This is a genomic window from Flavobacterium pisciphilum, assembly GCF_020905345.1.
Classification (GTDB): Bacteria; Bacteroidota; Bacteroidia; order Flavobacteriales; family Flavobacteriaceae; genus Flavobacterium; species Flavobacterium pisciphilum.
In genome coordinates, this window is record NZ_JAJJMO010000001.1 from 323,613 (window position 1) to 338,879 (window position 15,267).

A 15,267-nucleotide genomic window follows, 5' to 3' on the forward strand; every position below is an offset into this window, starting at 1 on the left:
TCTTTATTCAAATACTCCTTTTCAAATTCTACATTAAAAAAAGCCTTTCAGCAATAAAACTGAAAGGCTTTTCGCAGTTGTTACATATAAGTCAAAAACAATACGGGAAATCTCTCTTTTCGATTTTTACAACTTGGTTGTAAAAATCGAAAAGAGACTGTATGTTGCCTGAACAAATTAAAGGTATCGCTTCGGTCAATATGTCTTCATCCCAATCCCACCACTTGATATCTAACAGGATCTGAATCTCTTCGTCCGAAAACCTTTTTTTAATCGGTTTTGCAGGGTTTCCGCCGACAATAGTGTAAGGGGCAACATCTTTGGTGACTAATGACCTACTACCGATTACCGCCCCGTCACCGATCTTCACTCCCGGCATAATCATTGCCTCGCTCCCTATCCAAACATCATTACCGACAACTGTATCGCCCGCGTTTTCAAATCCGTTAATTGCTTTATTGAATGCTTCAATCTCCGGCATATAAAAAAAGGGAAAACTGGATATCCAATTATGTCGATGCCCTTGATTGCCCGCCATTATAAAACTTGCACCGCTACCTATGGAACAGAATGAACCTATGACCAATTTATCAACGTCATCTCTATCTGGAAATAAATAGCGAGCGCAGTCATCAAAAGAATGTCCATGATAATAACCGGAATAGTAGGAATATTTCCCAGCCGTGATATTGGGGTTGGTAATATGGTCTCTAATTATTTTGCCCTTAAATGGGCTATCGAAAAAATTCATCTTTTTAGCATTTATTATTAAATAATTCAATAGAATGTCAGGGCAACATCTATTGCCTTGACAGAGATTATATGTTCCTAAAAATATGCTAATCTGATTTTTTCATACAACAAAGGTAAGTAATTTTAAAACTTGTTTTGAAAATAAGGACAATCTCTATTATTTTTTTTGTCTTGTTTTCTTCTTTTTCTTCATTCTATTGGCAAAATCCTGTTCCTCGTAATCTTCGCCCTGTGCTTGGGGCAACAGGCTGAACAATCCCAAATCAGAACTGTGCGAATGTTCCTGCGTGATAAACTCGAAAAGGTCTTTGGTCGGTTGGTGGTCTATCGTGTTCGTATCGGAAACAGGGCTGTCCTGTGCTTTCAATGCGGGTTTGTTTCCGTTGTTCCACCAATCGTTAAACAGATTTGCCGACAGGTTTCTGTCCAACTGCGAGCCATTCCAAACAGTACGGCTACCATTGTCAATAAAAGTAATACCATAAATCCGTCCGCTGTCGTTTCTGCGGACAACGGTGTGAATGTCCTGTTCGGCAAGTTGCTTTTTAAATTCCTTTTCGCTGTTTGTGGTGTGAATGGCAAGTTCCACCGAATTTTTGAGAACAGACTTCGCAGGGTTGGTTTTCATCTTCTCTTTGGATTGTTCAAAGTGCCGTTGTAATCCGTTTACTCCTGCGTGCTTGCCAAACAAAGACGCTTTGAACGGTTTGCTTGCCTTTTCTCCCTTGTCGTTCAAAGCAAAATATACCAATCCGTGTACAGGCTCTCCGTTGCGTTCGCCTTTTATTTCCTCTGCCGTAATATTCAAAAACGAAAGCAAAGCGTTGTATGTCCCAATGCTTGTATATTGGTAATACTTCGGCAGGTGTCGCACTACCGAAGCTATTTGGCTTTTTATATCGCCTTTCTGCTGTTCTACCTTTTTGAAATTTCTGCTGTCGTGTTTCTGTTCCTGCTCGGTAGCTTTGTGCAGATTGTATTTCGTTTCCAAATCCCGACAGATAGCCATTGAGCGAGGGTGGTCGTAATCATCGGGGATTTTCCTGCCGTCAATGCCCACGCAGGTCGAAACGATGTGTATATGCGTGCGGTCAATGTCCGTATGTTTGAATACGATATACGGCTGATTGCCGTAACCCATACGCTCCATATATTCCTGTGCCATTTCGGTAAACTGTTCATCGCTTACCGTGTCTTTCGGGTCGGGGTTCAATGAAATGTGCCGTACCGTCTTTTCCGTTCGGATATTGGCAGACAGATACGGCTCAAAACACTTGTTGAAGTACGCAACGGAATACCTACCGTCCATTGTGTCGGGTATCTTATTCAGCAACAGAACCGCTCCGTTTTCCGTTTCCACTTTCTGCTGATTGTACAAAATAGCTCCGTACATATTGCTTCCCTTTCCGATTTTTGCAACCATTTCTTTACTCTTTGTTTAGGTATTTCTTTTCAAATTCTGCGGTAAGGATTAAAACTTTGAGCAATAATTCTTTCATTGCTGCGGTCTGTTTTTCCAATTTGTAGAGGTATGCCAATGCCTTTTTCTCCGAAAAGTGTGTGTTCAACAGCTTTACAATCTGATTGTAATTGGTTGCTATTCCTCTGAACTGTCCGAAAAACTTGGTCAATCCTGCGTGGTATTCTACCGCATTCATATCAATTTTTACGGTTTTTACCGTCTTTTGAAAGATACAAGCCGTAATGAAATGTGCCTTTATGTTCATTCCCGATTGGTCGAAAAGGGCAAGGAACTTGGCGTTTTCCTCTGCGTTCAGACTGATGGAATACCGATGTACCGCAGGGTCGTTCTTCGGTTTTCTTCCTGTCTTTTTAATCTGTTTTCTGTTCACTTCTTCCATAATCAAATCATTTTAATGTTAAACCAAAACTGCGACTTCGGAGCGGTTTTCAGCCACCTGCAAGGGCAAGTGCTTTTGAGATGCGGAATTTATTCCGAGTAGCTCAAAAGATAACTTGCTCTGAACAGGGGTTCAGAAAATCCGTTCTGCGGAACGGATTGGAGTTAGCCGAAAAAACCAACCGCTTCCATTTGCAAAGTTCGGCAAGACTGTTTGAAAAACAGCTGTTTACAGTCACGACAATGAACGCCAAATAGTGCCACTGACTGCCACTTTTATTTGGGTTGGGGGTTATCTTGACGATGCGTTGCTCCCCCTTAAAATTATTTTCCAAAAGAAAAAAACAGAAAAAAAAGAAAGCCATTTTAACAAGGCGGACAAGCGGAAAAACCAAAAGGAAACGGAATAAGTCCCGAAGGGTGGCGAAGCCATTATGCCGTAGTCTTTTGGTGGGCGGTGCGGTGGCTGTCCGCCTTATCTTTGCTACCTTTTTATTCTTTTTTGAATATGATTTTAACTTCTTTCATAATAATATTTGGCAACTGAACGCCAAATGCTACCTCTCACTGCAACATTGGAAGCCCGACTTGTTTACCTGATTAATTTAGTCAGTACAAAACGAGTTAGGCGATGCAGGAGAGAAAAGAAATAGAAAAAATACCTATCGAGGAAGCAATGGAGCTTCTCCGTGAGGTCGGTATTGACGTGGAACAGGAAACAGCCGAACTGATTATGGAGTTTTTGTACAACCTCACAATGATAATTATCCGTGAATGCTTTGACACCGAATGATTTATTTTGTAATTTAGCTAATCCCACACAAAGTCAATACCCACTTAAAAATGATTAGCTATGAAAAGAGCCGATTTATACATACGTGTTTCCACCGATGAACAAGCGGACAAGGGATATTCACAGCGTGACCAAGAGGAACGCCTGAAAAGATACTGTGCAACCAATAAGATTGCTGTTGGGCAGGTTATTTATGAAGACCATTCCGCCAAGACCTTTAACCGTCCCGAATGGACAAGATTATTGAACAGCCTTAAAAAGAGAAGTTCAAAAACTGACCTTATCCTGTTTACCAAATGGGACAGGTTCAGCCGTAATGCTGGCGATGCTTATCAAATGATTAGCACACTCAACAAACTTGGTATAGAGCCACAGGCGGTAGAACAGCCGTTAGACCTCTCCATTCCCGAAAACAAGATGATGCTTGCCATATATCTTTCTGCTCCCGAAGTAGAGAATGACCGCAGAGCATTGAATACGTTCTACGGTATGCGTAGGGCAAGGAAAGAGGGGCGTTTGATGGGTAGAGCACCTTTTGGATATATCAATAGAAGCAAAGAGGACGGACGAAAATACATTGCTCCGAAAGAACCTGAAGCAACAGCTATGCTGTGGGCTTTCAACGAAATAGCCAAAGGCGTGTTTGCCTGTGACCAAGTACGGCAAAAAATGAATAAGTTGCACAAGACAACTATAAGCCGAAGTGCATTTCACGTTGCCGTACGCAATCCGCTGTACTACGGTAAGATATTCATTGCCAAATTCAAGGACGAAGAAGCACATTTGGTGCAGGGTCAGCACGAACCACTTATATCCAAAGACCTCTTTGATAGGGTACAACTGATATTGGACGGAAACAAAAGGGTAGAACGTCCCAATACCAAAATACTTTCAGACGAGAACTTGCCCCTACGTGGTTTCTTGGTATGTCCCGAATGCGGTCGCAACCTAACGGGAAGTGCTTCCAAAGGAAGAACAAGCCGTTATTACTACTATCATTGTGTTTCCTCTTGTGGCTTTCGTCAAAAAGCCGAATTAGCCAACGATATTTTTGAAAAGAGTATGCGACAGTTTGCGTTGAACGGTACTTCTCAAATAGTAAAAAGACTTCTGTTGGACAACTACAAGAAATTCGCAAAAAATCCGTTTGACGAAAAGAAACAGATTGCACAGGAAATAGATAAACTGAATGCAAGGTTATCAGTAGCACGCAACAAACTGCTGTCTGAAATTATTGATGACGAGGAATATCTCGAAATCAAAGATGAGTGTAGGAAACGGATTGAGAGTTTGGAAGAACAGTTGAGCAAGGACGGTTCTGATACCAAGAAAATCAACGTAGAAAAGTCTTTGGACAGGGCTTTGAAATACATAGAAAGCATTCCTAAAATGTACAGCGAGGGCGAAATCAGAACAAGACGGGATATAATTGGTTCGATATTCCCCGAAAAATTGGAGTTTGACGGAAAAACTTATCGAACCGCTCGAATGAATGTAATCGCAAACTATATCTTTCAGATAACCAACGGATTACTCCAAAAAAAGAACAGGACAAACGAAAGTAAATTTCATTTGTCCTGTTTAGTAGCGGGAACAGGACTCGAACCTGTGACCTTCGGGTTATGAGCCCGACGAGCTGCCTACTGCTCTATCCCGCGTTGTTTCGGGTGCAAAGATAGGTAGTTTATACAGTTAAACAATACAAAAAGTGAATTATTTTATACATTTTTTGTATTTTCTCAAATAACAGTTTGTAATCACCTTATAAAAAACCTGTTACCTCTTTTATTTTTTTTATGAATGATTTGTTTTTCTTCTGCTATAACTATTATGGCACAAGAAAAACAAATCATTAATACTAAATCTTCTCATAAACATTATAAAAACATGTTTAATAAAAAGCCTGAAGCTATAGTTGCGGCAATAGTAACAATACCCGGAATCATAAAACTGTGGTTAACCACATATTTACCAATGCGGGTTGTACCGGTGCGGTCAAAGTCCATAGCAGCAACTAGTGTTGGGTAACCTGGTAATATAAAATCTCCATTTACGCCAGGAAACATTGCTATAAGATGTGCAGGTGCAATTCCTAATGACAAGCCTATTGGCATCATTATTCTAGTGGTTGCGGCCTGACTGAAAGTTAAAGCACTCATAATTACCAAAGCAATAGCAAACGTAAACGGATATTCTGATGTAACATCTCTGAAGGTCTGTTCTATCAAAACTTCATTAGCACTCATAAAAGTAGCACTCATCCATACTACTCCTAGTACAGATACAACCGCAGTTGCCATTGAAGTAAACAGACTCATTTTTGATACTGAAACAGCAGATGTTTTTGTAATAATCATTATCAATGCTGAAGCTGAAAGTGTTATCATTATAATTAATCCCGTAAGATTAATAGAGCCATCTGCTCCTACAGCAAATCCTTCGGTTCCTGGACCAACATTGGGTATGAATTGTGGAAAAGCACCAAAAAAGATAATAAGTAATATTGCAGTACCAAAGATAAAAACAGCCGTTTTAGCACCTGGCTTTAATTCTCTATTTGACTCTGATGTTTTGTCAATACTCTCAGCAAATTCTGGATTTTTCATTTTTTCTATAAACTCTGGATCATCACTAAGTTCTTTGCCTTTTTTCCACACAGAAATAACCCCTGCTGTAATCCCTATCAAACAAGCCGGAATACATACTTTCATAATATCTACAACTGCTGTAGAATAAGCAAGTACCGCTGCCAATGAAGCTGTAGCAGCACTCATTGGGCTACCTGTAAGTGCCATGTGTGATGCAACTACTGATATACTCAATGGCCTTTCTGGACGTATTCTTTTTTTTGCTGATACCTCTGATATAATGGGAAGTAGCGAATAAACAATATGTGCTGTACCCGCAAACAAGCATAAAAAATAAACTGTAAATGGTGCAATAAAAGTAATATGCTTTGGATTACGTCGGATAATCTTTTCGGCAATGCTTACCAAATAATCCAAACCTCCAGCTGCCTGTAATGTGGCAGCTGTGGTTACAATGGCTAAAATGATAAGAAGTACCGCTATAGGTGGATCAGCTGGGCGCATATGAAAAATCAAGACAAATATGAGCAGTCCTATCATTCCCATAACACCTAGACCAATTCCCTTAAGCCGTGACCCTATAAGGATCATAGCCAAAAGTATAGCGAACTGTACTAATATCATGAAGTAATAAATTTAGGATTAATAAGGTTTTCTATTGAGTAAATCTCATCCCATTTATTTTGGCTAATAAGCTTTCTTTCATTTACCACAATATCATGTATCGATTTACCGCTTTTAAGAGCTTCTTTGGCTATGCTTGCAGAAGCTTCATACCCAAGAATCGGATTAAGTTGCGTAACAATACCAATACTATTCATTACCAAGTCTTTTGCATGTTCTGCATTAGCAGTAATACCTACAATACATTTGTCTTTTAAAGTATTACAAGCTTTAGCTAGATATTCTAGTGATGTGAATAAGGCAAATCCTATTACTGGCTCCATTACATTTAATTGTAACTGCCCTGCTTCTGCTGCCATGGTAACCGTTAAATCGGCTCCGATAACATAAAAGCAAGTTTGATTTACCACTTCTGGAATAACAGGATTTACTTTTCCTGGCATAATTGATGATCCTGGCTGAAGGGCTGGTAAATTAATTTCATTAAACCCACAACGCGGTCCGCTGCTCAATAAACGAAGGTCATTACAAACCTTACTTAACTTGATGGCGCTTCTTTTTAAAGTACCACTCAATTCTACAAAAGCACTAGGATCATAAGTAGCTTCAAATAAATCCCCTGCAAGCGTAACAGGAACTCCACTTACTTCTGCAAGATATTTTACACAAAGTTCTGGGTATCCTTCTGGTGCATTTACCTTACTACCAATGGCAGTAGCTCCCATATTTACTTCGGTAATTAACTGTTCTGCTTGTAACAAACGTTGAATGTCTTCACCAATGGTTGTTGCAAATGCATTAAATTCTTGACCTAATGTCATTGGTACAGCATCTTGCAATTGGGTACGTCCCATTTTTATTATATCAGCAAACTCTTGTCCTTTTTGATAAAATGCCTCTTTTAGTTGTGCCAATGCATCTGCAAAAGCATCTATTTTAAGGTAAATAGCGATTCTAAAAGCTGATGGATAGGCATCGTTGGTACTTTGCGAAAGGTTTACATGGTTATTAGGATGAAGGTGTTCATATTCTCCTTTTTGGTAGCCTAAATATTCTAATCCTAAGTTAGCAATTACCTCATTTGCGTTCATATTTGTAGATGTACCTGCTCCTCCTTGAATAAGATCACTTATAAACTGGTCAGCAAATTCTCCTGCAATAAGGCGATCACATGCATAAATAATAGCTTCTGCTTTTTTTGCATCCAATACACCCAGATCTCTGTTAGCCATTGCTGCTGCTTTTTTCACATAACCAAAAGCCTTAATAAACAAAGGTTCTGATCCAATAGGAATACCTGTTATATCAAAATTTTCTTTAGCACGTACTGTTTGTACTCCATAATAACAATTGTTTGGTATTTGTTTTTCTCCAAGAAAATCGTGTTCTGTACGAAAGTTGCTCATAATATTATTTATTAAATTAGTAAAAGGAAATTAAAACTGGAAAAAATAATCCTGTAGTTCTTTTTTATTTTTTGTTTTTGTAAGTCCAAGCATTAATAATATTCTTGCTTTTTGTGGATTAAGATTATCAGACACAACGGTACCAAGTTCACCGTCATTAGTTTCTCCGTCTAATACCACCCTGCCTTCAACACAACGGCTTGAACGACAAACTGTAATATTAGCTTTAGTTGCTTTTTTAATAGCATCAGTAAAGGCTTTTGAAAAATTTCCATTTCCAACACCAGCTATTATAATACCATTCACTTTTTGCTTTACTAGATAATCTATATAAGCAGGAGATGCATCAGCATACATATATACGATTTCAACTTTTGGTAATTTCGTATTATTATTTACCTCAAAAGATTTTCCTTTTGCATTTTCTCTTACTGGTGTTTTATAATATACAACACGCCCATCATACACTTCTCCAAGCGGGCCTGAATCTGGAGATTTAAAAGCATTTACTTTAGTAGTGCTCGTTTTAGTTACTTCTCTAGAATCATATATTGATTCGTTAAAAGATACTAATACACCACGTCCTTTACTGTTAGGATCTGCAGCCACAGTAATCGCATCAAAAAGGTTTTTAGGCCCATCTGCACTAATAGCTGTTGCTGGACGCATGGATCCGGTAAGTACAACTGGTAAGTTGTTTGGCAAAACTAAGTTAAGAAAATAAGCTGTTTCTTCTTGAGTATCAGTACCATGAGTAATAACAACACCATCAGCTTCGTTTTTGCTTGCTATTTCATTAATACGTACTGCTAGTTTTTTCCATATTTCTATGCTCATATCTTGACTCCCTACTGAAGATATTTGCTCACCGCTGATATCTGCGATAGCATTTACAGTAGGGATACTCCCTATCAGGTCTGATACAGGAATTTTTCCTGCAGTATACCCTGCCCTATCTGAAGATTTTCCTTCACCTGCAATTGTTCCTCCAGTAGCAAGAATTATAATTCTTGGCTTTTGTTGTCCAAAAGCCATAGATGTTGCTATAAACAACAAAAATACGAGTACTAATTTTTTCATTTTTTTAATATTTATTGAGTTAATCATGTTTATTAGAAATTAAATAGCATTCCGAAATTAATGCGGACAGCGTTTGCTCCTTGTTTACTTCCATCACTGTATTGTAATTCTTTGTAACCAATTTGTGGTTCAAAACCAAGGGTAAGAAAATCAAAGTAATCATAAGAGATATTAAGTGTAAACTGGTAATTGGTCATTTTATCCCATCCAGCCTGAGTACCTCCTCCATCATAAAAATGATTATATGAGGTCATAAGCATCGTGTTAAATTTTTTATTCCAATAGCGTTGATAGGATATAAAACCAGCATGCACAGGCATCAGATCTAGTTTTCCAGAAAAATCTGATCTCGCAAAACCATCAAGTCCCGACCCGCCTAGAGCTAAAAAATAATCACTAATCCCCTTACCTATTGTCCATTGTGCTTGCAAGTTATTTACTAAACCTGATTTTTTTCTAAAAAATATGCTCGTAATTGCTGTAATACCACCGGCATCTTGTGAGGCAAAATCAAACTCAGTTTCTCCTGCAGCAATATTCTCAGAATCGTATGCAATATTGCGGTAAAGACCTGCTAATTTCATAAATCCTCCATTATCAAAAGCATATCTTATACCTGCCACTACATCTGGAAGCCTAGATGGTGCATAATCTACACCGTGAGCTGTATTTAATGTGTAATCATACAAACGACGTGGCTCCATAGTTTCTGCTGATAATTCAAAAGCAGTATGTCCATTTTCTTTAAAGTGTCCTGTATAGCGAATTTGGATTCTGCGCGAAAGTACCATCCCTGTAGGTCCATCCCAATCTAACAATGGCGAAGGCCATAAGGATGAATCTCCAAAGTTTGACCAGTTTTGCCCAATCATCCAATTCTCATATTGAATCCAAGCATGACGGAGTCTAAATTGTGATGTGTTGTTTGCTCCTTCAAAATCTGCTTCCAGCATTGATTTTAATTCTTTACCATTATTTAGTTGTATTGTGCTTACGAAACGCAACTGTGACTGTCTCATGTCCATGCTAAAAGCAGGTATATCTAAACCTGTAACATCATTCTTATGAATAAGAAAAGAACTATTGCCATCAAGGCTTCCTTTAATATCATAAATACCATTTAACTTAAGCCTACCTGTAAGCCTTGCTTTGATTTTGGGTTTTCCGTTTAAAGTGTCTTTTGATTCAACTGCCATTAATTGTGCACTTAATGAGTTACTAAACAACATTAAGGAACAAAAAAAGGCCAACAAAAAAAGTTTGTTTTGTTTCATAATTTATAAAATTTTGTGGATAATGATATTCCCTGTATTTCGTTTTCGGAATGACTAATACGACTATACCTTTACAGGTATAAGTAAAATAATTATAAATTTTTCTCTAGATTAAATTAACTAGATGATGTGGTATTGTAAATATCTCAATGGTTTAAAATCTTCTTCAAAAGATTTAATCGATTCTTTTATTTCTACAAAAAAAGGGTAACATAAGTTAATCAATAAGAAGCTACCTTTTTCATACAATTCTAAATATTAGATTTTGTATAAAACCAATGCTATTTACAAATATAAAAAAAATACTGCAAAATCTTACAAAAGGAAATTTGTTTATTCCTTAATAATTGCTTACTATTTAATAAAATCATTATTTATTTTTTAATAATTCATTATTAACGGGTAAGTTTGCTTTAAAATTAAAGAATAAATAATACTTTCATTTATAGTCCTTTTCAATAAAACTATAATTAATACTCTAATCGTAATTATTAGAAATTAAATAACATACCAAAATTAATTCGAATGGCATTAGCTCCTTGTGTACTACCATCACTATATTCTACTTCTTTATAAGCAATTTGCGGTTCCAAACCAACTGTAAAACAATCAAATAAATCATAAGAGGCATTAAGTGTAATCTGATAATTAGTCATTTTATCCCAGCCAGCTTGAGTACCTACTCCATCATAAAAACAACTATAAGAAAGCATAGTCATCGAGTTAAATTTTTTATTCCAGTAACACTGATAAGAAACATAACCTGCATGCACAGGTAAAAGATCTAATTTTCCTGAAAAATCAGATCTTGCAAAACCATTAAGACCATAACCGGACATAGCAGAAAAATAATCACTAATTCCTTTTCCTATTGTCCATTGTGCCTGTACATTCCTTAATAATCCTGATTTATTTCTAAAAAATATACTCGTAATTGCTGTGACACCTCCCCCATTTTGAGAAACAAAGTTAGATTCAAAACCTCCAGATGCTACATCCTCAGATTCAAATCCAATACTGCGATAAAGACCTGCTAATTTCATAAAGCCTCCATTATCAAAAACATATTTTATAGCTGCAACTACATCAGGAGCTTTAGATGCTGCATAATTTACACCATGAGTAGGGCTTAAGGTATAATCATACAAACTATTTGATTCCAAATACTCAGCAGACAGCTCATAAGCAATATTTCCTTTTTCTTTAAAATGTCCCGTATATCGAACTTGAATTTTACGAGAAAGCACCATCCCTACAGGCCCATCCCAATCTAGCAAAGATGCTGGCCATAACGCCGAATCTCCAAAAGTCGACCAATTTTGCCCTACCATCCAATTTTCATATTGAATCCATGCATGGCGTAGTCTGAACTGAGACGTATTGTTCGCTCCTATAAAATCGGCCTCTAGCATAGATTTCAACTCTTTGCCATTATCTAGTTGTATCATACTCACAAAACGCAACTGAGACTGTCTCATATCCATACTAAAAGCAGACCCATCTAAACTAGAAACACCATCTTCATGAATAAATGGAGAATTATAATTACCAAGACTACGCTTAATATCATAAATACCATTTAACTTTAGCCTACCTATAAGCCTTGCCTTGACTTTAGACTTTCCGTTCATTGTATCTTTAGATTCTATTGCCATTAACTGTGCTTTCAGTGAGTTGCTTAATACTATTAAAAAGAAAAAAAGGACTGATAGCAAAAAATTATTTTGTTTCATGATATATAATTTATGGAATAATAATCCCGGTTTGTTAACTTTTGAAATAGTTTATGCAATTACACCTTACATAACCATATTTTAAGGTTACTATAAGTGTTTTTTAAAATTGCTGTAGATTAAAGTGACTAGCTTAGTGCATCATAAATAGCGCACTAGATTCAAAAGACTTTATATTAATTGTCCTCAAGATTTAATTATTCTAGTATTCGTACCCCCTACACATTAGCAGGTAACAATTGAATAATTTTATTGGATAAAAAGTATTTTTTTGTAATACAGTTCTTTATATTACATAATTTATACAAATAAACTACATTTATAAAAATAATAAAAAAAAACCTACAAATATTAATTTAATTATATTTTTATTCTGATTAGTAAACGAAATTAGCTACAAACTAATATGAATACCTATTATTACAAGTATTTTAAAAAATACAATTAGACTATTTAAATCCATTCCAATTTGCATTTTTAATTGAAAGATTCTTCTTAAAATTCAAGGATTAATAGTAAATTAGAATCTCCTAATCTAATTAAGTTATTAAATAATCTTGCAAATAAATGAAATCTACTACTTTAAAAAACAAGATCATTATCGCCGGCACTGGTCTCTTTCTATGCTTTTTTCTTGTGATACATTTACTAGGTAACCTACAACTTTTTTTACCCGAAGATCAAGCTAGAGAGCAATTTAATTGGTACTCTAAATTATTGTCTGGTAATATGTTTATCAAAATCATTTCATGGGTATTGTATTTATCTTTAATAGGTCACGCTCTTTATGCGATAATGATTACCATAAAAAACAATACTGCAAATGGGAAAAACTACCATTACGACAAAAGAAATTTTGCTAGCGCATGGAACAGTCGAAATATGGGGATATTGGGTACTATCCTACTCCTTTTCCTTATAATCCATTTTAAAGACTTTTGGTATGCTTATAAATTTACCGATTTACCTCTAGATGCAGCCGGAAATAAAGATCTATACGAGATTGTTGTACAATCCTATTCGCAATTATGGTATGTTATCATTTATGAAATCTCTTTTGTAGCATTGGGGTTTCATTTGTTACATGGTTTTTTTAGCGCATCAAGAACACTAGGTCTTTATCATCCAAAATATGTAAAGGCTATAAAAATATTTGGATGGGGATATACCCTAATCATTACAGGAGGTTTCATGGCAATTCCACTTTATATTTATTTAAAATAGTATGAAAATGATAGATTCAAAAATACCTGATGGCCCACTTGCCGATAAATGGAATAATTATAAATCCAAAGCTAAGCTTGTTAACCCTGCCAATAGAAAGAAACTAAATATTATAGTTGTTGGAACAGGGCTTGCTGGATCTTCTTGTGCAGCATCACTAGCTGAACAAGGTTACAATATTCAATCATTTTGTTTTCAGGACTCTCCCAGAAGAGCCCATTCTGTTGCCGCACAAGGTGGTGTAAATGCAGTTAAAAACTATAAAAATGATGGTGACAGTGTTTTTAGAATGTTTTACGATACAATTAAAGGTGGAGATTTTAGATCGCGAGAAGCCAATGTGTATCGATTAGCCGAATGTTCTGCTAGCTTGATTGACCAATCGGTAGCTCAAGGGGTCCCTTTTGCAAGAGAATATGGTGGGTATCTTAATAATAGATCTTTTGGAGGTGTACAGGTTTCAAGAACTTTTTACGCACGTGGACAAACTGGACAACAACTTTTACTGGGAGCTTACCAATCACTTCTTCGCCAAGTAAACACAGGTAAAGTTACTATGCATACCCGTCATGAAATGTTAGAACTGGTATTAGTTGATGGCAAAGCCAAAGGTATTATAGCTCGAAATCTTGAAACAGGCGCAATAGAGCGTCATGCTGCTGATGCTGTAGTCCTTGCAACAGGTGGTTATGGTAAGGTTTACTATCTTTCTACCCTTGCTATGGGATGCAATAGCTCAGCATTATGGAGGGCTCACAAAAAAGGAGCCTATATGGCTGGTGTAAGCTGGATTCAGTTTCACCCTACCTGCCTTCCTCAACATGGAGAAAATCAGTCTAAACTTACCCTTATGTCTGAATCACTCCGAAACGATGGACGTATTTGGGTTCCAAAAAAGGTTGGCGATGACAGGCTTCCTAATGCTATTCCCGAAGAAGAACGAGATTATTATCTAGAACGTCGTTATCCTGCCTTTGGAAACCTTGCTCCTAGGGATATTTCTTCGCGTGCAGCCAAAGAACGAATTGATTCTGGACATGGTGCTGGACCTATGAAAAATGCAGTATATCTTGATTTTTCGGATGCTATAGCAGCACAAGGCAAGAAAAATATTGAAGCAAAATATAGCAATCTCTTTGCTATGTATGAAAAAATCAACGGAATCGATGCTTATAAAGAACCAATGCTTATCTCCCCTGCTGCGCATTTTACAATGGGCGGTCTTTGGGTAGATTATGAATTAATGACAACAATTCCTGGTCTTTTTGCCCTAGGAGAAGCTAATTTTGCAGATCATGGCGCCAATAGACTTGGAGCTAATTCTTTACTTCAGGCTTGTGTTGATGGCTATTTTATAGCTCCTTATACTATACCTAATTATTTAGCTGGAGAATTAAAGACCTCTAAAATTAGTACTGAGCATCCTGCTTTTGAGGAAGCAGAAAAATCTGTTAGAGAACAATTAAATCATTTTCTACAAAGCAAAGGAACACTCTCTACTGATTATTTCCATAAAACCATAGGTAGATTGCTTTATGAAAAATGTGGATTATCCAGAAGCAAACAAAATCTTGAAGAAGCAATTGTTGCTATAAAAAAAATAAAAGCATCATTTGAAAAGGATTTACTAATAACAGGTGACGATACTTTAAACAGCGAATTAGAAAAAGCAGGACGTGTAGCCGATTATATAGAATTAGCTGAGCTAATGTGTTATGATGCTTTACAAAGAGATGAGTCTTGTGGCGCACATTTTAGAGAAGAGTACCAGAGTAATGAAGGGGAAGCAGTACGAAATGACACTGATTATTGCTATGTTTCGGCTTGGGAATGGAAAGGACTATCTAATCCTCCTGAACTACACAAAGAGCCTTTGGTATTTGAAAATGTTGAACTTGCTGTACGTAGCTACAAATAATTTAAATCAAAAA

General features: G+C 36.7%; 12 protein-coding genes and 1 tRNA gene. 4 read left to right on the forward strand and 9 right to left on the reverse strand.

From position 1 onward, the window contains the following. Positions 1-91: 91 nt before the first annotated feature. From catB to mobA, 3 genes are all read right to left on the reverse strand, one after another. Positions 92-751 carry a type B chloramphenicol O-acetyltransferase gene (gene catB / locus LNQ49_RS01380; protein ID WP_066679309.1) on the reverse strand — a complete coding sequence of 220 codons (660 nt, stop codon included), beginning with the start codon at positions 749-751 and terminating at the stop codon, positions 92-94. Positions 752-910: 159 nt separating this feature from the next. Beyond that, positions 911-2,176 carry a conjugal transfer protein MobB gene (gene mobB, locus LNQ49_RS01385; protein ID WP_066679310.1) on the reverse strand — a complete coding sequence of 422 codons (1,266 nt, stop codon included), beginning with the start codon at positions 2,174-2,176 and terminating at the stop codon, positions 911-913. Positions 2,177-2,180: 4 nt separating this feature from the next. Further along, on the reverse strand, positions 2,181-2,615 hold the full coding sequence (gene mobA / locus LNQ49_RS01390; RefSeq protein WP_066679312.1) for a conjugal transfer protein MobA: 435 nt from the start codon (positions 2,613-2,615) through the stop codon (positions 2,181-2,183). Positions 2,616-3,245: 630 nt separating this feature from the next. Between mobA and LNQ49_RS01395 the strand changes: the two genes are divergently transcribed. Then, the gene (locus LNQ49_RS01395) at positions 3,246-3,407 is read left to right on the forward strand and encodes a hypothetical protein (RefSeq protein ID WP_165826534.1); all 162 of its coding nucleotides are present in this window, start codon (positions 3,246-3,248) and stop codon (positions 3,405-3,407) included. A gap of 60 nt (positions 3,408-3,467) precedes the next feature. Then, positions 3,468-5,033, forward strand: a complete 1,566-nt coding sequence (locus LNQ49_RS01400) for a recombinase family protein (protein ID WP_229991308.1) — start codon at positions 3,468-3,470, stop codon at positions 5,031-5,033. On the opposite strand, the gene LNQ49_RS01405 is transcribed toward LNQ49_RS01400, so the two are convergent. The 6 genes from LNQ49_RS01405 to LNQ49_RS01430 form a co-directional block, all read right to left on the reverse strand. Beyond that, a tRNA-Met gene (locus LNQ49_RS01405) sits at positions 4,993-5,065 on the reverse strand. The two genes, LNQ49_RS01400 and LNQ49_RS01405, sit on opposite strands and share 41 nt — an antisense overlap. Positions 5,066-5,284: 219 nt before the next feature. Continuing rightward, positions 5,285-6,619, reverse strand: coding sequence for an anaerobic C4-dicarboxylate transporter family protein (locus tag LNQ49_RS01410; protein WP_229986997.1), 1,335 nt, complete (start codon positions 6,617-6,619; stop codon positions 5,285-5,287). After that, on the reverse strand, positions 6,616-8,025 hold the full coding sequence (aspA, locus tag LNQ49_RS01415) for an aspartate ammonia-lyase (RefSeq protein WP_229986998.1): 1,410 nt from the start codon (positions 8,023-8,025) through the stop codon (positions 6,616-6,618). Before aspA ends, LNQ49_RS01410 begins: the two co-directional genes overlap by 4 nt. Positions 8,026-8,055: 30 nt before the next feature. Beyond that, a complete protein-coding gene (locus LNQ49_RS01420) occupies positions 8,056-9,105 on the reverse strand; it encodes a type II asparaginase (RefSeq protein WP_229986999.1) in 1,050 nt (349 codons plus the stop codon). A gap of 32 nt (positions 9,106-9,137) precedes the next feature. Beyond that, positions 9,138-10,379: a DcaP family trimeric outer membrane transporter gene (locus LNQ49_RS01425; RefSeq protein WP_229987000.1), complete on the reverse strand. Its 1,242-nt coding sequence runs from the start codon at positions 10,377-10,379 to the stop codon at positions 9,138-9,140. A 491-nt stretch (positions 10,380-10,870) separates the two neighbouring features. Further along, positions 10,871-12,112, reverse strand: coding sequence for a DcaP family trimeric outer membrane transporter (locus LNQ49_RS01430; protein WP_229987001.1), 1,242 nt, complete (start codon positions 12,110-12,112; stop codon positions 10,871-10,873). Between the two features lie 567 nt (positions 12,113-12,679). Between LNQ49_RS01430 and LNQ49_RS01435 the strand changes: the two genes are divergently transcribed. Both LNQ49_RS01435 and LNQ49_RS01440 read left to right on the forward strand, forming a co-directional pair. Then, positions 12,680-13,336, forward strand: coding sequence for a succinate dehydrogenase cytochrome b subunit (locus tag LNQ49_RS01435; protein WP_229987002.1), 657 nt, complete (start codon positions 12,680-12,682; stop codon positions 13,334-13,336). A 7-nt stretch (positions 13,337-13,343) separates the two neighbouring features. Continuing rightward, a complete protein-coding gene (locus LNQ49_RS01440; protein ID WP_428978330.1) occupies positions 13,344-15,254 on the forward strand; it encodes a fumarate reductase/succinate dehydrogenase flavoprotein subunit in 1,911 nt (636 codons plus the stop codon). The last annotated feature ends 13 nt before the right edge of the window (positions 15,255-15,267 follow it).